Annotated in this window: 17 protein-coding genes; 12 read left to right on the plus strand and 5 right to left on the minus strand. The window is 44.0% G+C overall.

All coding sequences use genetic code 11. The annotated features are described in order from the left end of the window. Positions 1–128: 128 nt before the first annotated feature. The 7 genes from NDJ01_RS21795 (at position 129) to choV (ending at position 9730) form a co-directional block, all read left to right on the plus strand. Entirely contained in the window at positions 129–2150 is a 2022-nt protein-coding gene (locus NDJ01_RS21795; protein WP_374044619.1) for a diguanylate cyclase, read from the plus strand. Between the two features lie 525 nt (positions 2151–2675). After that, entirely contained in the window at positions 2676–3275 is a 600-nt protein-coding gene (betI, locus tag NDJ01_RS21800; RefSeq protein WP_005392557.1) for a transcriptional regulator BetI, read from the plus strand. Between the two features lie 18 nt (positions 3276–3293). After that, positions 3294–4754 carry a betaine-aldehyde dehydrogenase gene (betB, locus tag NDJ01_RS21805; protein WP_258587338.1) on the plus strand — a complete coding sequence of 487 codons (1461 nt, stop codon included), beginning with the start codon at positions 3294–3296 and terminating at the stop codon, positions 4752–4754. 180 nt (positions 4755–4934) lie between these two features. Beyond that, positions 4935–6650: a choline dehydrogenase gene (gene betA / locus NDJ01_RS21810; RefSeq protein ID WP_258587339.1), complete on the plus strand. Its 1716-nt coding sequence runs from the start codon at positions 4935–4937 to the stop codon at positions 6648–6650. Between the two features lie 38 nt (positions 6651–6688). After that, positions 6689–7627 (plus strand): choline ABC transporter substrate-binding protein, encoded by a 939-nt coding sequence (locus tag NDJ01_RS21815; RefSeq protein WP_005392553.1) that lies wholly within the window; start codon positions 6689–6691, stop codon positions 7625–7627. 79 nt (positions 7628–7706) lie between these two features. Beyond that, on the plus strand, positions 7707–8549 hold the full coding sequence (choW, locus tag NDJ01_RS21820; protein WP_005392552.1) for a choline ABC transporter permease subunit: 843 nt from the start codon (positions 7707–7709) through the stop codon (positions 8547–8549). Between the two features lie 2 nt (positions 8550–8551). Then, positions 8552–9730 carry a choline ABC transporter ATP-binding protein gene (gene choV / locus NDJ01_RS21825; RefSeq protein ID WP_237310926.1) on the plus strand — a complete coding sequence of 393 codons (1179 nt, stop codon included), beginning with the start codon at positions 8552–8554 and terminating at the stop codon, positions 9728–9730. Between the two features lie 103 nt (positions 9731–9833). Here the strand turns inward: choV and NDJ01_RS21830 are convergent, their stop codons facing one another. Beyond that, positions 9834–10490: an NAD(P)H-dependent oxidoreductase gene (locus NDJ01_RS21830; protein ID WP_258587340.1), complete on the minus strand. Its 657-nt coding sequence runs from the start codon at positions 10488–10490 to the stop codon at positions 9834–9836. Positions 10491–10728: 238 nt separating this feature from the next. Here NDJ01_RS21830 and NDJ01_RS21835 point away from each other — a divergent pair, with 238 nt between their 5' ends. Beyond that, positions 10729–11133 (plus strand): globin, encoded by a 405-nt coding sequence (locus NDJ01_RS21835; RefSeq protein ID WP_005392547.1) that lies wholly within the window; start codon positions 10729–10731, stop codon positions 11131–11133. Between the two features lie 83 nt (positions 11134–11216). On the opposite strand, the gene NDJ01_RS21840 is transcribed toward NDJ01_RS21835, so the two are convergent. The 3 genes from NDJ01_RS21840 to NDJ01_RS21850 form a co-directional block, all read right to left on the minus strand. Beyond that, positions 11217–11999 carry a slipin family protein gene (locus NDJ01_RS21840; RefSeq protein ID WP_005373196.1) on the minus strand — a complete coding sequence of 261 codons (783 nt, stop codon included), beginning with the start codon at positions 11997–11999 and terminating at the stop codon, positions 11217–11219. Between the two features lie 10 nt (positions 12000–12009). After that, positions 12010–13386, minus strand: coding sequence for a nodulation protein NfeD (locus NDJ01_RS21845; protein WP_258587341.1), 1377 nt, complete (start codon positions 13384–13386; stop codon positions 12010–12012). A gap of 255 nt (positions 13387–13641) precedes the next feature. Further along, positions 13642–16290, minus strand: a complete 2649-nt coding sequence (locus NDJ01_RS21850) for an EAL domain-containing protein (RefSeq protein ID WP_082244888.1) — start codon at positions 16288–16290, stop codon at positions 13642–13644. A gap of 720 nt (positions 16291–17010) precedes the next feature. Between NDJ01_RS21850 and NDJ01_RS21855 the strand changes: the two genes are divergently transcribed. The 3 genes from NDJ01_RS21855 (at position 17011) to NDJ01_RS21865 (ending at position 20895) form a co-directional block, all read left to right on the plus strand. Next, on the plus strand, positions 17011–17979 hold the full coding sequence (locus NDJ01_RS21855) for a cytochrome-c peroxidase (protein ID WP_167394253.1): 969 nt from the start codon (positions 17011–17013) through the stop codon (positions 17977–17979). After that, complete coding sequence (locus tag NDJ01_RS21860; RefSeq protein ID WP_258587342.1) at positions 17972–20329, plus strand: ATP-binding protein; 2358 nt, start codon at positions 17972–17974, stop codon at positions 20327–20329. Before NDJ01_RS21855 ends, NDJ01_RS21860 begins: the two co-directional genes overlap by 8 nt. Before the next feature lie 98 nt (positions 20330–20427). Further along, a complete protein-coding gene (locus NDJ01_RS21865) occupies positions 20428–20895 on the plus strand; it encodes an OsmC family protein (RefSeq protein WP_145472843.1) in 468 nt (155 codons plus the stop codon). 75 nt (positions 20896–20970) lie between these two features. Here the strand turns inward: NDJ01_RS21865 and gdhA are convergent, their stop codons facing one another. Further along, on the minus strand, positions 20971–22323 hold the full coding sequence (gdhA, locus tag NDJ01_RS21870; RefSeq protein WP_258587343.1) for an NADP-specific glutamate dehydrogenase: 1353 nt from the start codon (positions 22321–22323) through the stop codon (positions 20971–20973). 302 nt (positions 22324–22625) lie between these two features. Between gdhA and NDJ01_RS21875 the strand changes: the two genes are divergently transcribed. Next, a complete protein-coding gene (locus NDJ01_RS21875) occupies positions 22626–23636 on the plus strand; it encodes a DUF2804 domain-containing protein (RefSeq protein WP_114323931.1) in 1011 nt (336 codons plus the stop codon). Positions 23637–23638: the final 2 nt, after the last annotated feature.

Here is a 23638-nt window from a genome sequence, read left to right on the forward strand (position 1 = left end):
GGGAATATGAGGCTGGCTGAATAACCTTCAGCTACCTTAATAATAAAATAACCAGAATTCTCTATTACACTGAAGTAACTACCCATTAGGGAAGAGCAATAATGTCACTATTTCATTCGCTTAGGACGATGCCACTACTATTGGGGTGTCTGTGTCTTTCTATTCAGGCATCCGCAGAAAAGGTTGAACAAGAAGGTAAGTTTTTACAGTCGCTAGAAGGCATTGAAAATCAAATTTACGCATTACCTCAGAGCTCTTTGGCTTTGATTGAGGCGTTAGAAGAAGACTCTCTACTACAAAATCAACCAACAGAGCTACTGGTACGTTATTGGCTTGCAAAGTCCACGGTTCTAGAGCTACTTGGGCGCGCGGAAGAGAGCCAAAACGTCGCACAAAAAGGGTTGGAACTTGTGCGTCCACAAAGCCATGAGTATCTCTTATTTAAGTTGATTCAGATGCGAACTATGGTCGGAAAGAGCGATATCGATACCGCGCTTTCTTCGTTGGATAGTTTGTTGGAAACATCGCGTGAAAATGGCGATAAGCAGCTCGAGTCGGAGATCCTGTTGCTAAAAGGACGTTACTACGATGAGCAGGGCGAGTTTAAAAAATCCTATGCCGCAATTATGTCGTCAATGGATGCGGCTGAGTCCTCTGGCGTTCAAGGATTGGTCGAACGGGCGGCGCTAGAGCTTGGTGACGTACTGGTCAAAATTCAGGGCTATGACCGTTCAGAAGCATTGTTGGAACAAGCGTACCGTTATTTTAGGGATAGACGCATGTCGTTCAATGAGCTGCTGAGCGTCTTAACGATAGCAAAGCTTCATAAGGCACAGTTCCAATACGAAGAGGCGATTGTATCGTATCAGAGAGCGCTAAAGCTCGCGCAAATCATTGGTGACGGGCGCTTTAGGTTTCGAGTTAACCTCGAGCTTGCTGCGTTATACCGTGAGACGAACCAAGAAAATAAGATGGTTCGCCACTTAAAGTTGGCGGAGAACTTACAGTATAGAGAAACCTCTAGCGCCTACTTAGCTACATTTAAGCTGTTGCAAGCCGAATATATGCTAGAACAGAAGCAGTTTGAGACACTTCTAGTGATGATCGCGCCTATGTTGCCGGAAATTATCGAGAGCCGATATGTTAAGCAACAGCAAATGGAACTACTAAAAGTGGCTGCCATGGCCTACGCGGGAAGCAATGACTTTAAATTAGCGTATAAAACTTACGGCAACTATCACGATAAATTCATCCAATTTAGCAACCAAAGAGAAGTTGAAAATCTTGAGCGTCAGCAGACGCTATTTGAGCTAGAAAGACTTGAATATGAGAACGAAGATCTCAACTGGAACAACGTGTTGCAGCGTATGGAACTGGAAAATAACCGTCGTACCTTTTATCTATTGGGTGAAGCGCTACTAGCACTCATTGGTGTTCTCTTTTTGATGGCAGTGGTATTCCTTGTTGTGAATCGATCACGTTTAAGAATGCGCCGCCTAGCAAAGACAGATACGTTGACAGGGTTATTCAATCGCCGTTTTTTAGAAGATTGGTTCACTAAACCCGTAGAGACGAAACGTGAACGCAAAGAAAAGCCGACGCCTCAATCTAAGCAAGAAAAGATCCAGCATTTTGTGTCTGAGCAAGTCGAGCAAGTTAAGTACGGCTACCTAGCTTTAAACAAATGGGTGGATAGCAAGCTCGATAAACAGAAAATGGTGCCAAAGAAGCCGCAGTCGGGGCCGGTAAGTTTAGCGCTAATCGATGTAGATTATTTTAAACAGGTAAATGATACCTATGGACATGTGTTCGGTGATGCCGTACTAACAGGTGTTGCCAAAGTGCTAGAAGAGACGGTGCGTGAAAATGACATTGTTGCACGCTTTGGTGGTGAGGAGTTTGTTGTTGTGATGCCCAATACCGATCATGAAGACTCTCTCATTACCGCTGAACGATTACGTAGCGCTTTATCATTACATGGGTTCGTCACGGAACAGAATGAAGAAGTGAGAGTGACCTGTAGTTTTGGTGTTGTGACGACTGAAGATAGTGAGATGAATTTTAAATCACTCTGTGATCAGGCAGATAAATTACTTTATCAAGCTAAAGCGGATGGACGTAACTGCGTGAAAGGGCGCAAGCTGACCTAATAAAATCAAGAATGCAGGCTCATCAAACGGTGAGCCTGAACTTACCCTTCCTACTGATTACTTCAGAATCACTTAAGAGTATCGAATTACATACTCATAGCGTTCAGTATTATCTACTCGTTTTATCTCCCACATTTTCAAAGTACTAATGTCACTTGTGTATACGAAGCTATAACACACGAGTATGTCTGTTTTTTATACAAACAAAGCCGATACAGGTGAAATGATTAGTGGTCGATGTAAAATTTTTCTGGTGTGGATTTTTGTGGCACGAAAAACAATTCTATGAAAGGTGTGTTAAAAATTGATGCTTCAATAAGTTGTTGGTTTGTTTGTGTTTTTATTTGGGTTTTTAAACGCATCTTTGACTTTTACGACAAGTTATCGCATAGAAATTTTGCGTACACCATCAACTTTCCTTCCTTTGTTAATAACCTTTTTCTTAAGAAATGATTTGAGTTCGAACTAATTTTCAGGCATTTTATATTTAACTAACCGTTCAATTAAAAATAACAAGGACGCAAAATGCCAAAGGTGGGGATGCCTGAAATCAGAAAACCACAGCTGGTGAAAGCGACAATGTCAGTGATTGATAGAGTCGGTTTACACGCTGCGAGTATTTCGTTGATCAGTAAAGAAGCAGGTGTATCAACGGGAATTATCAATCACTATTTTGGTGGTAAGCATGGATTGTTGGAGGAAACGATGCGAGAGATCTTGCGTCAGCTTTCGTCCACCATCACGCAGAAGTTGCGTGAGCTGCCAAGCGATGCTCATCATCAGAGAATTAATGCCATCATTGACGGTAACTTTGTCGGCTATCAGGCAGAAAACCAAGTTGCGAAGACTTGGCTGGCGTTTTGGTCGTACTCAATGCATGACGAGCAGCTTAAGCGTTTGCAGCGTGTCAATGAACGACGTTTATTGTCCCACCTAAGAAAAGAACTCAAAGCATTATTAAATGCAGAGCAGGCCGAACTGGTTGCTCATGGTATTGCGTCACTTATCGATGGTATTTGGCTGCGCGGAACGCTCAACCCGCAAGGCATTGATGCAGAAAGAGCGAGAATCATCATCAACGACTATCTCGACAAACAACTTACGTTTTATTCTGAAAAAATATAAAAGTCACAGGTCTTCAAAATGGAAATGAAAGCACACTATATCAATGGTGCGATGTACAACGGGTGTTCAGATGAGCACTTCACCACTTACAATCCGGCGAATGGTGAGCCATTGGCCAACATTAAACAAGCGAACCAAGACGATCTCGAAGCGGCGATTGAGTCGGCAAAGAAAGGTTTTGCTGCATGGTCAGCAATGACTGCGATCGAGCGTAGCCGTATTTTACACAAAGCCGTTGCCATTTTACGTGAGCGTAATGACGAGCTGGCTGCATTAGAAGTGGCAGATACTGGTAAGCCAATTCAAGAAGCTATCGCGGTTGATATAACAACAGGTGCCGATGTTCTTGAGTACTATGCGGGTCTTGCTCCAAGCTTGCAAGGTGAACAGCAGCCACTCAGCGAAGACCAGTTTTTCTACACACGTCGCGAGCCATTGGGCATTTGCGCAGGTATTGGCGCTTGGAATTATCCAATTCAAATTGCGATGTGGAAATCGGCGCCAGCACTGGCTGCGGGCAACGCTATGATCTTCAAACCATCAGAAGAAACACCATTAACAGCGCTTAGGCTAGCAGAAATTTATTCAGAAGCGGGCATGCCAGATGGCGTATTTAATGTCGTACAAGGGGATTACCGAGTAGGGCAGATGCTAACGGCGCATCCTGAAATCGCAAAAGTATCGTTCACGGGCGAATCAGGCACCGGTAAAGTCGTCATGAGTGACAGCGCTAAGACACTAAAACAAGTAACGATGGAGCTGGGTGGTAAGTCTCCACTGATTATTTTTGATGATGCAAAGTTAAACGATGCCGTTTCTGCGGCCATGGTGGCGAACTTCTACACGCAAGGTGAAGTTTGTACGCACGGTACACGCGTGTTTGTTCATGAAGGTATTTATGATGACTTCATCGCACAACTTAAAGCTCGCACTGAGTTGTTAGTTGTCGGCGATCCGCTTGATGAGAACACGCAAATTGGCGCGCTGATCTCTAAAGATCATGAATCGAAAGTACTAGGAGCGATTGAAGCCGCGAAAGCGAGTGGCGCGACGTTACTGACTGGTGGTTACAAAGTAACAGAGAATGGCTTAGCCAATGGTAACTTTGTTACTCCAACCGTATTTGTCGATTGCGATGATAACATGAGCCACGTTCAGCAAGAAATCTTTGGTCCGGTAATGTCAGTGCTGAAATTCCGTGATGAGTCGGAAGTGATTGCGCGTGCAAATGGCACCGATTATGGCTTGGCAGCAGGCGTATTTACTCAAAACCTATCTCGTGCCCACCGCGTGATTCATCAAATTCAAGCTGGTATTTGTTGGGTGAATACATGGGGTGACTCACCTGCGGAAATGCCAGTTGGTGGCTACAAACAATCAGGTGTTGGTCGTGAAAACGGTGTCGAAACCCTTAAACATTACACGCAAACGAAGAGTGTTCTGGTTCAGCTAAGCGACTTCGAAAGCCCTTATAAATGATACCAATCGTAGTAGATAACTGACCACTTTAGCTTGTTAAAATGCTCGATAACTGCGTTGTCAATTTTGATTGTAGGCTAACTACTTATCGAAAATTTCCGCCTTGTTCTCAAGCATTTTTCCTACGCTAATTTCGTTCACTTATCTACTGTGATTGGTATTAACTCCTAGGAGAATCAAATGCAACAACACTACGATTATATCATCGTCGGTGCGGGTTCGGCCGGCTGTGTGTTAGCGGATCGCTTAAGTGAAAGTGGTCAATATTCGGTCCTATTACTCGAAGCGGGTGGGTCGGATAAAAGTATTTTTATCCAAATGCCGACGGCGCTTTCTTACCCGATGAACACTGAAAAATACGCGTGGCAGTTTGAGACAGTTGAAGAGCAAGGATTGGATGGCCGTCAACTTCATTGTCCTCGCGGAAAAGTTCTGGGCGGTAGTTCGTCTATCAACGGCATGGTTTACGTTCGTGGACACGCTTGTGACTTTGACCAGTGGGAAGAGGAAGGCGCGAAAGGCTGGAATTATCAATCGTGTTTGCCTTATTTCCGTAAGGCAGAGTCTTGGGTCGGTGGCGCAGATGAATACCGAGGAGATAACGGTCCAGTCGGCACATGTAACGGCAACGATATGAAGCTCAATCCGCTGTACCAAGCTTTTATTGATGCAGGCAAAGAAGCGGGATACCCAGAAACAAAAGATTACAACGGTTATCAGCAAGAGGGCTTTGGCCCAATGCATATGACCGTTGACAAAGGCGTACGCGCTTCAACCTCTAATGCATACTTAAGCCGTGCTAAAAAACGCAAAAACTTCACCCTAATGAAGCGAGTGACGGTTCATCGCGTTTTACTAGAAGAAACAGGCGCCGAAGGCAAGAAAGCGGTTGGTGTTGAATTTGAAAAATCAGGTTCAGTTCAGCAATGTTTTGCGAATCATGAAGTGATTTCGAGTGCTGGCTCGGTAGGCTCTGTGCAGCTACTACAACTTTCAGGCATTGGCCCTAAAGCAGTATTAGAGAAAGCGGGCATTGAGGTGAAACATCCGTTGGAAGGGGTAGGTAAAAACCTGCAAGATCACTTAGAGGTGTACTTCCAATATCACTGTAAGCAACCTATCACGCTCAACAGCAAATTAGGTTTGGTGAGCAAGGGCTTGATTGGCACTGAGTGGATATTAACTCGCAAAGGCCTTGGGGCTACTAACCACTTTGAATCATGTGCGTTTATCCGTTCTCGTGAGGGACTAAAGTGGCCAAATATTCAATATCACTTTTTGCCAGCGGCAATGCGTTATGACGGACAAGCTGCTTTTGACGGTCATGGTTTCCAAGTGCATGTTGGACCTAACAAGCCCGAAAGTCGCGGTTCGGTCGAAGTTGTCTCTGCGAATCCGAATGATAAGCCGAAGATTGAGTTTAACTACATTTCCACTGAACAAGATAAGCAGGATTGGCGTGATTGTATTCGCCTTACTCGCGAGATCCTCAATCAGCCAGCCATGGATGAGTTTCGTGGTGATGAGATCCAGCCGGGTCTGAATATCACAACGGATGAGCAAATTGATGAATGGGTGAAGCAGAATGTCGAGAGTGCTTACCATCCATCTTGTACCTGCAAAATGGGCGCAGACAATGACCCATTAGCGGTTTTGAATGAGCGATGCCAAGTACGCGGTATTCAAGGCTTACGTGTGGTGGACTCTTCTATTTTCCCAACCATTCCGAACGGTAATTTAAATGCGCCAACTATTATGGTGGCAGAACGCGCCGCGGACATGATTTTGGATAACGCCCTGGAAACGTCGAACAACGCACCAGTTTGGATTGCACCGAACTGGCAAGAGATGCAACGAATGCATCCGCCAAAAAGAGATCTCGATTCGATCTCATAAAAACGAAAAAAGTCAGTAATCATTACAAGGAATTCAATATGTCTAAGATGACAAAAATCTTCTCAACAATCGCACTAAGTACTTTAGCAACAGGCGCTTATGCCAACCAATGTGAAACGGTACGTTTTGCAGATGTAGGTTGGACCGACATTACGGCGACCACCGCCGTGACATCTGAGCTGCTAAAAGGGTTGGGGTACAAAACGAAGACCGATCTACTATCGGTACCTGTTACTTACTCTTCTATGGCCAATGGCGATATCGACATTTTCCTAGGTAACTGGATGCCAACGATGGAAGGTGACATCGCGAAATACCGTGATGCAGGTACCGTTGAAACCGTACGAGCGAACCTCGTCGGCGCAAAATACACACTCGCGGTTCCAAAATACGTTTATGACGCAGGCGTGACCAACTTCGCTGACCTAGTAAAACATGCCGACAAATTTAAAGACCGCATTTACGGCATTGAACCAGGTAACGATGGTAACCGCTTAATTCAGTCAATGATTGATAGCAACGCATTCGGCCTAAAAGACTTCAGCCTAGTCGAATCCAGTGAAGCTGGTATGGTGTCTCAAGTATCACGTGCTGCGCGCCGCAACCAATGGATTGTGTACCTAGGTTGGGCCCCGCACCCAATGAACAGCAACGTTGAAATGGAATACCTAGCGGGTGGTGACGACTTCTTCGGCCCTAACTACGGCGGCGCGAATGTCTACACAAACGTACGTAAAAACTACCTTGCTGAGTGTCCAAATGTAGGTCAGCTAGTGAAAAACCTAGAATTCAACCTAGAAATGGAAAACGAATTGATGGAAGCGATTCTCAACCAGAAGCAGAAACCGTCGAAAGCAGCGCAAGCATGGTTGAACGCAAACCAAGAACAAATTGAAGCGTGGCTAGAAGGCGTTAAGACGGTGGATGGTCAAGACGCAGTAACAGCAATTACAAATTATTTAAAAACTAACGCTTAATTAAGCAGTTTTTAAGCGCGTTTTTTTTGAAAAAGAAAGTGGGCAGTCATGCCCGCTTCATTAACACAAAGGTTTTATTTTGAATTTTATTACGGACAACAAACTACCGTTGGGCCAATGGATGGAAACTGGCGTCGATTGGTTAACCATCAATGCATCGGGTTTCTTCGATGCAATCTCTATTACACTTGAAACGATCATTCTTTTCGTGGTGGACATTTTTAAATGGATGCCACCTGCAGCGCCAATCATTATGACGGCGGCAATTGCTTGGTTCTTACACCGCAGCATTCCGCTTGTTGTATTCATCGTGTTGGCCTTGCTCGCAATTCTCAACCTTGGTTACTGGCAAGAAATGCTGGAAACCTTTGTCCTTGTGTTTGCAGCGACAACGATTTCCGTATTAATTGGCGTGCCGTTGGGCATTATGGCAGCACACCGTCCTTGGTTATACACCTTGTTGCGACCAATCCTCGATTTGATGCAGACCGTACCGACATTCGTTTACCTAATTCCAACCTTGGTTCTGTTTGGCTTAGGTATTGTCCCTGGCCTAATCTCGACCATCATTTTCGCTATCGCTGCGCCAATTCGATTGACGTACCTCGGTATTATTAAAGTGCCGGAGGAGCTACTTGAAGCGGGCAAAGCATTTGGTGCAAGCCGCATGAAGTTGCTGTTTAAGGTGGAATTACCTGCGGCATTACCAAGTATTATGGCCGGTGTTACGCAATGTATTATGTTGTCTCTCTCTATGGTGGTCATTGCGGCACTTGTTGGTGCTGATGGACTTGGTAAGCCAGTCGTACGTGCACTCAATACCGTAAACATCTCGCAAGGTTTTGAAGCGGGTTTAGCGATTGTACTCGTCGCCATCATTCTTGACCGCTTGTGTAAAGCACCAAACCAGAAGGAGGCTTAATCATGGACGCTATTACTATTCAAAATCTTGATGTGGTTTTTGGTCAGCAGCAGTCACAAGCGTTAGCACTACTAGACCAAGGCAAGTCTCGACAAGAAATCATCGACGAAACTGGCCAAGTGGTTGGGGTTGATAATGTTTCGCTGAACGTGAAACAGGGTGAGATCTGTGTTTTGATGGGGCTTTCAGGCTCGGGTAAATCAAGTTTGCTGCGAACAGTTAACGGGCTGAACGAAATTTCTCGTGGCTCTCTGAAAATTAAAGACGGCGACGACATGGTTGAGCTCTCTAACTGTGACGAACAGAAGTTGCGCCACCTTCGTACTCACCGCGTATCCATGGTGTTTCAGAAGTTTGCATTGATGCCATGGTTAACGGTATTAGATAACGTTGCGTTTGGTCTAGAAATGCAAGGCATTGGCAAAGCAGAGCGCCGTAAAAAAGCGCGTGAACAGCTCGAAATGGTCGGTTTGTCTGAGTGGGAAACGAAATTCCCGCACGAGCTCTCTGGTGGTATGCAGCAGCGTGTTGGCCTAGCGCGAGCGTTCGCGATGGACACAGATATCTTGTTAATGGATGAGCCGTTTTCAGCGCTTGACCCATTGATTCGTGCTCAGCTTCAAGATGAATTGATTCTGCTTCAAGAAAAGCTAAACAAAACCATTCTTTTTGTGAGCCACGACTTGGATGAAGCGCTTAAAATCGGTAACAACATCGCCATTATGGAATCAGGAAAGTTGATTCAACACGGCAAGCCAGAACAGATCATTCTTGCTCCAGAAAACGATTATGTGGCTGACTTTGTTGCCCACACTAATCCATTGAACGTACTTAAGGGACGCTCTTTGATGCGTGACGACTTAGTTCGTGAAGATGAGCGTGTTCTAATTTGCCCTGACAAAGATATTTGGGTGACCCAAGAGAGCAAAGGCTTAAGCTTAGCGGGTACAGATAAGTCGTTGGTTCAATGGAAGAGCGATTCTTCGAACCTTGATGAGGTAAACGAAAATTCGCTGGTTCAGGTTAGCCCGGAAATCAGTATGCGAGAAGCGATTGAGCTTAAGCAGCGCAGCAATCAGCCTCTGCTTATGGTGGAGGACAATCAGTTAGTTGGTGTGTTAAGTGACCACGAGCTTTACGATGCATTGCTTGGTAACTTTAAGTCCGAGCAAGTGGCATAAAGTTAGAGTAGAGTTGAAGCCAAGCTAAAAAAGAGCCGCACATTAGTGCGGCTCTTTTTGGTTTAAACAATGAGTTAAATAGTTAAGCTAAGGAAACGGTCGATTATAGAGTTGTAATTACGTCATCCATCGCAAGGCGAGCTTTTGGTAGACCATGATTATAATCTTCCCCGTCTTTGTGATAGCCAATCGCCAGTGCAACTTCACAGACATGGCCTTCTAATTCTTCTTTGAATACTTCTCCAATCAGTGTTGGATCTACACCTGCCATCGGCGTTGAGTCAATACCCAGACGAGCCAATGTGTGTAGTAGGTTGCCTAGTGCCAAATAGACTTGCGCTTTTGTCCAGTTTCCGTTGAAGCCATTTTCATCCGTATTTGCATCGGCAAAAGCGTAGGCGCCCATAAAGTTGTTGTACATTTCCGCCGGTAGGTGGCCAGACGTTACTTCGGCATCCACACGTTTTGCGAACTTCTCTTTGGTGAAGTTTGGATCGTACGCAAACAGAATCGTATGTGATGCGGCTTTCGCGTGTGGCTGGTTAAATTGGTGCATATTTGCAAATGTATCGTGGAAGCGTTGCTTGGCCTCATCACTTTCAATCACGATGAATTTCCACGGTTGCGAGTTAATCGAAGACGCTGAAAGACGGAGTGCTTCTTTGATGATTGCCATATCTTCTTGAGAAACGCGTTTGGTTTCGTCGTATTTTTTCGCAGTGTAGCGGCTGTTTAGATCAGTAATGATTTGATGAGACACGTTTGTATCCTTTTTATTTTTGTGACAAATGAGGATGCGCTTAGCATCGACAACCATGCGTACCTCGAATATGGATTCATAATACGGGATATTTTTTCATTGATAAGAGGGCGTTTATTTGAATCACTTTTTACTTTTTATTGAAAATTGGCGTGCTTCATAGGGTTAGGCATCATCATTTAGATGCTTTTGATGATTATTAAATTACACTCATATTAAGAGAGTGATGGAGAGCAACATGAACGTGATTCAAGTTTTCAACGATAGTTATGAACGTTGTATCGCGAACCAAGGCTTTTTCGACTTGTTTTACAAGAATTTATGGTCAAAAAGTACAAGCTTTAGACAAAAGTTTGATGGTGTCGACATGCACCAACAGGTGCGAATGCTTAGAGGATCTATCGTGTTTTTTATGATGGCCGATACCTCTAACGAGGCGCACAAGATGGTGGAGAAATATGGTAAGAAGCATGCGAGTTCCGATATTGGCATTGAACCTCAGGATATTGATGTTTGGTTTGAAAGCCTTATCGAAACGGTTCAAGAGTGTGATTTTGAATACGACGATGATGTCGAAACTGCGTGGAGAGCTTGTTTTAACACAGGTTTGTCGGTAATGAAGCGGGAGTGCTCCAAACACTAAAAGAGAAACTAAATGCTCTTCGAAAACAAGCAAGTTAAAGCAAGGAAGTAACGTTAAACAGCTTACTTCCTTGAGTATGGCTTTTATTTGTCTTGTGTCTCTTTATTCTTTTTTACCGCTTCGGCGATATCACTGACGGCTTCGACAAGGTTGATCGGCATAGGGAAGATAATAGTCGATGTTTTGTCTGTCGTGATTTCCGTGAGTGTCTGCATGTAACGCAATTGCAGCGCATTCGGCGCTTCGTTGAGCATTTGAGCTGCCTCTTTTAATTTATTAGAAGCTTCTAACTCACCGGTAGCGTGAATTATTTTCGCACGACGGTTACGTTCTGCCTCAGCCTGACGCGCTAGCGCTCTGACCATGCTGTCATTTAAATCAACATGTTTGACTTCAACCGTGGCAATCTTGATGCCCCAGTCATCAGTCTGTTGATCGAGGATGGATTGTAAATCCTTATTGAGACGCTCGCGCTCTGAAAGTAATTCATCCAGTTCATGCTGGCCTAATACTGATCGCAGCGTGGTTTGCGCTAACTGGCTGGTGGCATCGCTGTAACTTTCAATGTTGTTAATTGCCATTTGAGGATCGACTACGCGAAAATAAACAACCGCATTGACGCGCACAGACACGTTATCTTTGGTTATCAAGTCTTGTGTCGGCACATCCAAAACGACAGTACGTAAATCCACCCGTACCATTTGTTGGATAAATGGGATAAGAATGATTAAGCCAGGGCCTTTTACTTCTTGAAAGCGACCAAGAAAGAATACAACCCCACGTTCATATTCTCTCAAAACCTTAAACATTTGGGTCGCAAGTGCGAACAACAGCACCACGATCACCGCAACAGTATAGAGCATCATAAAGCGCCTCCTATTTATTTTGCCGGTCATCAGGCATCACGGTTAAGGTCAGCCCTTTCACATTCACAATGGTGACATGATCACCTTGTTTGAGTTGTTGATGGTCTTTGGTTTTGGCTCTCCATAGCGCACCGTCAAGTTGAACGCGCCCTTCGCCATCGATAAAGTCATCGCTCACAACAGCGATTTTCCCTGGGTAGGTTTCTAAACCTGTTGTCACACGTCGTCGTCGTATTTTGAGCAGCAGGCCGACCGTCAACACGATCAGCGCGACAGAAAAGATAGAAATACCGAAAATTAAAGGAAGGGCGATCTGAAACCCTGGCAACTCACTGTCCATGAGGAAGATGGAACCGAGCACAAAGGCGACAACACCACCTAAGCCCAAAATGCCAAAGCTCGGACTGAATGCTTCCGCGATCATCAGTGCAATTCCGAGTAACAGCAGACCAAGCCCAGCGTAGTTCACAGGCATCATTTGTAAGGCGTACATGGCGAGGAGCAAACAAATACCACCCAACACGCCGGGTAAGCCAATGCCCGGGTTGTAAAACTCAAGAAGCAAACCGTAGATGCCAATGAGCATCAGGATGTAGGCGACGTTTGGGTTTGTGATAACGGCTAGCATTTCTGCTCGCCAATCGGGGGTTCTTTCAATCCATACGGGATCTTTCAGTGACAATGTCACATCACGATTGTTAACTTTAACAGTTTGTCCATCAATGGCTTTGACTAAATCCTCTGGTGAGTTGGCTATATAATCAATAACGTTTAATTCCAATGCCTCTGTGGCGTCCAAACTCGCTGCTTCGCTCACTGCTTTCTCTGCCCACTCTGCATTTCGGCCATGAAGCTTTGCTAAGCCTTTAATATAGGCTCTAGCATCATTAATCACCTTTTTCTCCATTGCGGTTTTCGCGGGAACTTTCTCTGAGCTTTCGTTGGTTCCTTCTGACGTTTCTTCCGCGTTTTGATCTTTGCCATCATCCGATGAAGGGGGCTGAGGGGCACCACCCAACGCGACGGGTGTTGCCGCGCCAAGGTTAGTGGCTTCAGCCATGGCGGCAACGTGGCTGGCGAGTAAAATGTATGTCCCTGCGCTAGCCGCTCTAGATCCTGACGGGCCAACCCAAGTCGCAACTGGAGTGGAGGAGGTGGTAATCGCGTGAATAATATCTCTCATTGCGCTGTCTAAGCCGCCAGGAGTGTCCATCTCTAAGATCACTAAACTGACACCGTTGAGTTGCGCTTCTTCTATCTCACGAGACAAATAGTCGCTGGTAGCAGGACCTATAGCGCCTTTGACGGGAACAATCCAGACAGTATTGGCCACTGCTTGACTAGCAAACAAAAGTAAAGGTAAGACCCATATCCATAGTCGTTTCATGCAGTCCTCCTTGTGCGGTCACAGGGACTTTTTGAAAACCTAATTCAAGTATATACGCAGTAATACTAGTGCAAATAAGTAATTGATCACTCGAATTAGTCATATCAGCATTTATCATGGCACATCTGAGGCAACGGGCCCTAATATGAATATCGGTAGTCACTAATCGTGGGGCGTCTGGTGTGAAAAGGTTCAACAAAAAGGCAAAGTGACGGTAATCACTTTGCCTTCCTAATGTGTTTTAGAGGAGAGAGACTAACTGTTTACGTGGCGAGAAAATTGAACGAGTGCTTGCTCGGCAGGCATCGGTTTGTGGAAGTAAAACCCTTGCAACTCATCAATATTCCAAACTTTAAGCTTGCGTACTTGGCTCGCGGTTTCAACACCTTCGGCGACAATAGTTAACCCTAGTTCTTGAGACATGTTAGCAATGTTTCTTACCAGTGTTTTTGCTCTGTCATTGGTTTCAATCTCGTCGATATAAGATTTATCCAGCTTCACAATATCCAATGGAAAATTACATACGCTACTGAATGATGCGTATCCAGTACCAAAATCATCCAAAGCGAGTCCAACACCAAGTCGCTTGATGTCTTGAATGCTTTGGATTGATTCTATTTCTCCGCCCATCAACATACTTTCGGTAATTTCAAGCACAAGCTGGCCCGCAGAGAGGTTGTATTGAGCCATCACTTTTTTTAGGTAGGGCATCAGTCCTGAATGATAAAAGTGCTGCGCGCTTAAGTTCACATGCACGCTTAACATCGACAAACCTTGCGCATGACGAACTCCATTGAGCCGACTGATAAATTCGCACGATTGTTTGAGAATGGACTCTCCCAATTCGACGATAAGTTTTCCTTGTTCTGCCATCGGAATAAATACTTCTGGTGAAATCATCCCTAATGTTGGATGTTGCCAACGAGCAAGTGCTTCGAAGCTAATGACTTCAGTGGTTTTAGCATCCACGATAGGCTGGAAAAAAGGTTTAATCGCATCTTGTCTAATGGCATTTTCTAAATCGCGATTGATCACCATGGACGTTTCCGCTTGCTCTGATAGTTCTTCATCAATGACTAATACTTCGTGAGAGTGACGACCCTTAGCGGATTGCGATGAGAAACGTGCTGCAAGCAGCAAATGCTCGACAGATTGGTGAGTAATGTTTAGGTCCATCATCACCGCTTTACTGTCTAATGACATCATGATCCCAGAGAGCTGGACCTTATGTGACAAATGATTCAGTAATCGATTGGTAGCATCTATCGCTTTTTGGTGGTGCTCGATATCTGGAATCAAAATTATAAATTCATGCTCACTAATTCGGCCTATTTGGAATGCACCTAATTGCTCGCGTATTGCGGATGCGATGTATTGAATCACTTCATCAAAAATGAGGTGACCGTATACCCCTGCAATTTGCTTGAGAGTCTTACTGTTAATGTACACAAACGAAAAATGGTTTGGCCGTGTCTCTACGAGCTCGTGCAGTGCATTGAGAATGACAGGACGATTACAGAAACCGGATACCGGATCAAAGTCGGTGAGCTTTTGGATCATTTCTGCTTGCTGTTTTGTCTCTCTCATATCCTGAAGCAACAACATCAGCGCACTTTGACCATGATGTTGAATGAGCGTGGCTTCTATCAAACAGTCGATTTCTTCTGTATTGCTATCGAGCACCTGCGCTTCGAATTGTGTTTTACCGTTTTTCAGCTCTCTGAACATTGCGTCAACTCGACATTCATCGTCCTCCGATGGGCACAAGGTGTCTAGAGGACGATCTATCAATTGCGATTTGCTGTAGCTCAACAGATCTAACGCTCGTTGGTTGACATCGACTATTTTACGATCGATAACAATTAGCATGCCTAGTGAGGAGCTATGGTATAGAGCACCAAACTTTTCCATCGAGTCTTTCAATTGCAGTTGGGTTAACGATGTATTTTCAGAGAGCTTTTGTACCAGTTTTGTCGCTAACTCTAATTCGTCTACTTTTACAGAATGCAAGCCTTCAAGCTGGTATTGAGAGGCGATTTCGCTTATTCCTTCAGCAAAATGATTAAAGCGAGTGGCGACCTTATTTTTAAACGTGATGTAGGTACCCGCAGCGATGATTGATGCCACAACGCCAACCGTTGCAAACAGGTACATGAATAGCGTATTACCTTTCGCATAATGCTCTCGCTGTGTTTTCGTTTTTAGCCATGCGATTGGTTCACCAGATAAATCAGAGAGTGAGGCCCATTTTGTTATTGACCGCGAGGTCTTCTCTATATCCCGCATCTCACTACTGTCTGATCCACTTACCATCTGCGTCTCTAATGAGTTTTCCGCAGTTAAAATGGATTTAAAGTCTCCAGGAAAGCGCAAAGATAGGTTTCTTCCCCAAAGCATCCATCCGTTAGAAGGGCGGTCGCCTTCACTATTTCTAACTGGGCTGAGGCTAAGACCCCAAATAGTATCGTTGATTTTAAACAACCCTGAGATGCTCTCTCTATGGATATCAAGCTTGTGATTCATGGACTTGATGTAATCTTGAAGAGTAGGTTGATTCGCCATTTTAGCGGTGAGTTCTGAAGAAGTGTCGGGGTTATCCTCACGAGTTAAGGAGAGCAGGGTTTGCCCATTAGTCGTGATAAACGCCATCATATCGAGGTTTAACGCATCAATGCTCTCTGTGTAAAGGTTTCGCTCGGTATATTTCGCAATATCACGATCAACAAACAGATCGTATGTTTCGTCCCAGTACGCCCAATCGTATGAGGCGCTTTCTTGCTGGCTCACCATCATGTCGATGACAGCGAGTGCTTGCTGATTCGCATGGTTAATTTCCATGTCTTCGAGCTCATCTAAGCTATACAGGAAAAAATAACGGCTAATAAAAAGGAAGCTGATGACCATGCCCAGCAGTCCTAATGAAAAGTATAAGGCGGTTTTATAGCGAAGATTCAAGTTAAACAAGCGAAGTGTTTTCATTAAAAAATAGTTATAGATGTTAATTCACTGAAAGTGTACGACATGTTCTAACAGAAATTGTTGATATAGATTCAAATTATAGAGATAAAATGAAGGATTTGCTGAGCTGATATGGTAAGTGAAACGTTTGCTCTAATTACTAGATTTTCGTGTTTGCAATTAAAATGCTCAATAACGTACCGCGCATTCAAATTACGGTTTAATCGTGCAGCTAGTAAAGGTATAAATCTTTTTATAAAACAGTCTATTAGTGTAACTAGTGCTTTTCTTCTGTATCTAAACTTCTTTTGTAATAGTAAACTGCGAAAAAATGATGGGTAATTATGATGTTTATTGTTCAACGCTTGATCAAACTGGCCATTATCTGTGCCATTTTCTTTACTATCTTCGAACTCATCTCCTATGGTGAGATTACTTGGGTTCAAAGGTTGCTGGCTTCTATAAGCTAAATCTAGAATTCAATATGCACACATAACTCCACGAAGCGAGTCAATTCTTCGTTACTCGCCTTCGTCATTTGCTCCTTATGTGAGCTTTAAATAAAAGTCCCTCCGCGTGTAGCTCTGGTAACCGTTTTCCATTAATGGAAAAAACCTAAAAATGCAACTAACTTCATACTAATGGCAAGTGTAAGGTATGCAGTTGATGAGGCAATTCAGCATAATCACATTAGTTGTTGTGGCACTCATTTTGAGCCAAGCAACAATCGCAAGAAATGCTAAGGTGCTAGGTGATATTTCGTTAGTTCAGCCGATAGAAGGTGACCCTGTCGTAGATATTAAGCTGGCGAGAATTGGCTGGCATCTCTTTCGTGATCCTCAGCTATCTTCAAACGGTAGCATCAGTTGTGCGACGTGCCACAACTTGCAAACCAATGGCGCTGAAAATACCCCCGTCTCTACAGGAGTGAAAGGTGATGGAACTCGAAATTCCATCACAGTGTTTAATGCAGCGTTAAATTATCGTTTTTTATGGGATGGTACCGAAAACACTTTGATGGCTCAGATTGATGGGCCAATCCACAATCCAATAGAAATGGACTCAAACTGGCAAACAATAGAGCAGTACGTGAAAGGAAGCGAACGTTATCAAGCGCTATTTAGTCGTGATGGTGAGCTACCGATTAATATTAACAATATTAAGTCCGCCATTGTGGAGTTTGTCGAAGGGCTCCAAACTCCAGGTGCACCATTCGATGCCTACTTACTGGGTTACACCCATGTCCTCAGTGAGCAGCAAATTAGGGGGTGGAAAACATTTCAGTCTTCAGGTTGCGTACAGTGTCATCAGGGCAAAAATATTGGCGGAGCGATGATACAAAGGTTCGCCTATTTCAAAGATAAGCCAGTAGTAGAGGATTCGGGACGGCACCTGATTACGACGGAAAGTGAAGAACAATTCTATTTTAGAGTCGCCAGTTTACGGAATGTCGCCCTAACAAGCCCTTATTTTCATAACGGACGAGTTGACCAGTTATCTGAGGCGATACAGATTATGGCGAAAACGCAGCTCGGAATTACGATGAGCGATGAAAGTGTCGCTGATATTGAAGCGTTCTTGCAGTCCTTGACAGCACCCAGACCCGTGATTTTAGAGGTGTTGGAAAATGAGTAAATTCAAACTGGTTAATATCTGCTTTTTTATTGCCATGCTGACGTGTTGTGTATTGGCGTACATGTCACATGTGAATTCAAAAAGTGCACAAGAATTCCACGCGGAGTTGACGGATATTGGGCACAAGTTGATTGAAGAGCGCGATGTTATCGTGAATCGATATGCGGTTGAAGATAGGAAGAATTATGAACTGACGACATCTTTAGTGGATATAGAAGTCGCAGCTGAGAACTTGCTAAATTCATCAAGGGAGTCAGTTTGGTTCCCTGTGACGCCCAATCATAAAAAAGTTGAGGATACGCTCAATCTATTCAAAAAACGTGTGCTTGATACAACGCTGAAGCTCGATATGTTGATTGGCGTTCAGGTGGAGAATCAATACGCGTTATTAATGCTGTTCAACTTATATCAGCAAGATATTTCTACCGATACCCGAAAGACGTTGAGTGGGCATCACTATTTTGAGTTTCTCAACCAACTGCTTTTGACACAAAACGTAGTTGAGAGTGAAAGTGAAGCCAATTTCTTAGATCGGCTTCAAGCGAGCGACAAAAGGATAGAACTACTCACGAATGAACTGCTTGATCATGGATACTTTGTTTTTATCGAGGATGCGGAGCATCGGCTGCTCAATATTGCCCAAAGTGAAGCGCGTTTTACTTGGTTGTTTGTTTTTATTGCCGTGATGTTGTTAGTCAGTGCATTCTTGTATCAGTCGCAATATCGAATGTACAACTTGAAACAATTAAACCTCGAAATCGAGGAGGCGCGAAATAAAGCCGAGCGAGCAGCAAAAGCCAAATCAAGTTTTCTCGCCGCAATGAGTCACGAATTAAGAACGCCGATGAATGGTGTATTGGGCCTTTCTCAAATGATTGCAGAGGAAACTAAAGAGCCGACGACTAAAGAGTACGTGAAAGTCATTCTTGATTCTGGCCAACACTTGATGACGATTCTCAACGATATTTTGGATTTCTCTAAAGTTGAAGAAAACAAACTGGAATTTGAACAGGCTAAGTTCAATTTAGATCAAGTCATTTCTCCTGTGTGTAGCGCAATAAAACCGCTCATCGATGAAAAAAATATCGAATTGATCGTGGAAAATGAAGTGCCTGAATACGTTGAATTTACCGGAGACTGCGCACGTTTACGACAGATCTTGTTTAATCTTGCTGGCAACGCGGTGAAGTTTACCAGTGAAGGGCATGTGTTAATCAGAACAGAACTTGATAAGGTAAATCATTGCTTGGTGATGATTGTGAGTGATACTGGTATTGGTATCGCGCTAGACAAGCAAGAACATGTTTTCAACTCGTTTGAGCAAGCCGATTCTTCAACTACCCGAAAATTTGGAGGCACAGGGCTTGGTTTGGCAATAGTTAAAAAATTAACTGGCTTGATGGATGGCAAGATTACATTGAAAAGTGTGGAGGGCGTCGGAAGTCAATTCATCGTCGAACTGCCCATTCCTTGGGTTGAATGCGAACTTCCAAAGGCACAAGAGCCACCAAAAACGCGCAAGAAAACACACAATTTGCAGATATTGCTTGCTGAAGATAACCGAGTGAACGCCATTGTGGCGAAAGGGTTTTGCGAAAAGTTGGGACATGAAGTGGATGTTGCTGAAAACGGATTGGTGGCGGTTAAAAAGGCGAGAGATAACGAATATGACCTGATTCTAATGGACAATCACATGCCTGAGATGAATGGTGTTGAAGCGACGCGTGTGATTCGACAAGAGTTAGGTATCAAAACATTACTCTTTGCGTATACGGCAGATGTCTTTCGTGAGGCGCATGATAGCTTTATTGAAGCCGGAGCGGATCATGTGCTTACAAAACCGCTACAGCAAGAGAGCTTTTCGGACGCTCTTAAACAGTTTGCTGCGAGGCTCGAACCAAAAGAGAATTTACCATTAACGAATGACAACAACGTTCTCCAGTTGCAGCGTAAGCCAATAGAGAAGTTACGGCTGACAGAAGAAGAGTTATCCAGTTCAGAGATGCTCATTTCTCTGCAAGAAGCGCCGGAAGCGATAGATGAGCTACTAAAAAGTATTATTGTCGATTTCGAATCATCGGTTGATGAACTTATTGATTATTTTATGGCTGAAGATTTCGCGTCTCTAGAAGACACGTTGCATAAAACAAAAGGTATGGCATTGAACCTTGGTTTGCCGATTTTAGCTGGACAAACGGAGGCGCTAGAAAACACGCTCAAAGCGAAGCAAACTCCTGACATTGAGCGGTTACAGATGCTAATCAACCGATTACAAGTTAACATCCATCAGGCTAATCGACTTCTGGATGACATACAGAAAAAAAACGTCGATCCTCAACAAATTTTGTAACCTCTCTGAGTTCATACGTTCCTTACCTTGTTTCGTTGTGGTTTACTATGACGTGAATGGATGTGTTGATTTGTCAATGAGAAAATCAGGGAGTTAGAATGAGTAAGCATTCCGCTTTAATCGAATGGCATCGCGAAGCTGACGAAGTATTCAGTGATAATCAGTATAGTCGGGCGCACATTTGGAAGTTTGATGGAGGGTTGCAAGTCCCTGCGTCACCATCTCCACACGTAGTGCCGTTGCCACTATCTGTAGAAGAAAACGTTGACCCGGAGGAAGCATTTGTTGCGGCACTTTCCAGTTGTCACATGCTTGTTTTTCTCTCTATTGCGGCGAAACGACGTTACGTTGTCGATCGCTACCTAGATGAAGCAGTAGGAGAGCTGACAAAAGGTGAAAATGGAAAAGAATGGGTGTCTAAGGTAACACTAAACCCTAAGATAACATTTGCTGGTGGTGATCAACCGACACGATCTCAATTAGAAAAAATGCACCACATGGCTCATGAGAACTGTTTTATCGCCAATTCGGTTAAAACTGAAGTGACGACGCTTATTGCGGATTAAATAAAGCTCTTCTTCAAAGCGCAGTGTATCGCAGAATAGTGTTAAGCCAGCAGTCCGGCTGCTGGCTATTGTGAACTAAACGATGCCTTGCTCGATCATCGCATCAGCGACTCTTCTAAAGCCGGCAATGTTTGCGCCTAAAACTAAATTACCAGGCTGACCAAACTCTCGACTGGTTTCGTTTGCATTAATAAAGATGTTTTTCATGATGGTCTGTAACTGGCTATCGACTTGCTCAAAGGTCCAGTTTTGCATGCTGGCATTTTGTGCCATTTCAAGCTGACTGGTTGCAACGCCGCCTGCATTGGCTGCTTTCGCTGGCCCATAAGCCATTTCGGAATCCACGATGATATTGGCCGCATCACGAGTGGTTGGCATGTTTGCGCCTTCACTAATCAAAACACACCCATTATCGATAAGAGCAAGAGCATCGTTTGACGTCAGTTCGTTTTGGGTCGCGCAAGGGAATGCGGCGTCAGCTTGATATCGCCATACAGCATGCCCTTCATTAGGATAGTCACCCAATGGCGTATACTCTGCTTCAGGGTAAGTGTCTAAATATTCCTCTAAACTTGCTCTTTTCACTTCTTTAAGTTGCTTGAGGAGCTGGAGATCAATACCGTGCTCATGATAGATCGTGCCTCGAGAATCGCTGCATGTTACCGGGGTTGCTCCCATGTGGTATAGCTTTTCAATTGCATAGATAGCGACGTTACCTGCGCCAGAAACGAGGCAAGTTTTGCCTTTGAGTGAATCATTACGGTCATTGAGCATGCATTCCGCAAAATATGCGGTTCCGTATCCCGTTGCTTCTTTCCTAACAAGTGAGCCCCCCCAAAGAAGGCTCTTGCCTGTAAGTACCCCTTCGTAGCGGCCCGTCAATCGCTTATATTGACCAAACATATAACCAATTTCACGCGCACCGACGCCGATATCGCCAGCAGGAACATCGGTAACAGGGCCAATGTGGCGGTATAACTCGTTCATAAATGATTGGCAAAATCGCATGATTTCACCGTCAGATTTTCCTTTCGGTTCGAAATTTGAACCGCCTTTTCCGCCACCAATTGGAAGGCCAGTAAGCGCGTTTTTAAAAATCTGTTCAAAGCCGAGGAACTTTATGATGCTCGCGTTCACTGAATGATGGAACCTCAGTCCGCCTTTGTATGGACCTAACGCGGAGTTAAACTCGACGCGGTAGCCTTTGTTTACTTGCACATTCCCTGCGTCATCGACCCAAGGAACTCGAAACATGATTTGACGTTCTGGTTCTACGATTCTTTGGATAATCGCTTGTTCTTTATATTTATTATTGCTTTCTATGACTGGAGCGAGAGAAGTTAATACTTCTTCTACAGCTTGGTAAAACTCTTTTTGAGCCGGGCTACTGTGTTGCAACGCAACAATAGTATCGTGTATGTGTGACATAGATCTCTTCCTTGATATGAATAAGCAATCAGTTTATATGAATTTATTCCCATTAAATAGTGATTTTGACCAATTCTCAATGGCTATAATGGTCTTTCCTGCGGATGAGAATGCTCAATTTCCAACTTCTGGTCGTATTGATGAGGAAGATTAAGTGAGTGACATGAGTGGATAGTTGAGTGATCGGTTTCACATATAGCGAGCCGAAGCCAAATTAGTCGATATTGTTGTGCTGTCACGCAAATTGTTTTTGTTAACGTAGTGTTAACATCTGAGCGTGTTGACTCGAAAAAGATAAAAATATGCATGAGCTTAAGACTCTGGACTCGTTTATGCAGCAAGACGGTCTACCAGTGTTTGGCCATCTTGATGGGATTCCCACATCTTTACAGTTAGATAAGTTTACCTACCTTGATGAGATGGATAAGCCAGCGTCTAAGTGGCGCCGTTACTGTGATTATAAGCAGTTTCAGTTCGTTAATTTGGTCACACCTAACTACGTGATTGGGGTTGCGATTGCGGATATTAGGTATTTAGCATCTGGTTTTTGCTATCTGTTTGACATTCAAAATAATGAGTTAGTGGAGCAGCAGTGGTTAAAGCCTTTTAATATTGATTATCAAACTCAGCCTTCCAGTTGGTCTAGTCATGCCCATCTTGCTGACAAAAGTATTCAGTTTTCTATTCAGAATGGTATTTGGCACGTCCACTTTGTGACAAAGTCTGTCAATGCTGATCTCTACTTACGTCCAGAAAGTATGAGTTTGCCATTAATGTTATGTACGCCAACCGGTTATGCGGGTTGGACTTATACGCAGAAGCATAATGCGTTAACGGTAGATGGCAATTTATTCATATTAGGAAAGGAACAAGATCTTTCAGAAGTGGCTGCTGGTTACGACTTTTCCGCTGGGTACATGCGACGGGAGACAAGCTGGCGGTGGGCGAGTATTAATTGCTTTGAAAGCGGCAGACGGTTGGGGCTGAACTTAGCTGCGGGTGTCAATGAAACGGGCTACTGTGAAAATGTATTCTGGATTAATGGTGAACGGCATTTTTTACAGCCTGTTCAGTTTCAATTTTCACGAAATGATGAAGGACAAAGGTGGCATATCACGTCGGAAGATAAACGGATTGACCTAGTATTCACGCCTTTAAATCGACGTTCAGAAAAGAAGAACTTTTGGTTTCTCAAAAGCAATTTTCGTCAATATATCGGCTATTTCTCTGGCTACATCGTTGATGGGAATGGTATCAAACATCAGTTAGAAGAAGTCATAGGTCTTACTGAAGACCACTATGCAAAATGGTAGAA

It is taken from the genome of Vibrio sp. HS-50-1 (assembly GCF_024747315.1).
In the GTDB taxonomy this organism is placed as follows: Bacteria; Pseudomonadota; Gammaproteobacteria; order Enterobacterales; family Vibrionaceae; genus Vibrio; species Vibrio diabolicus.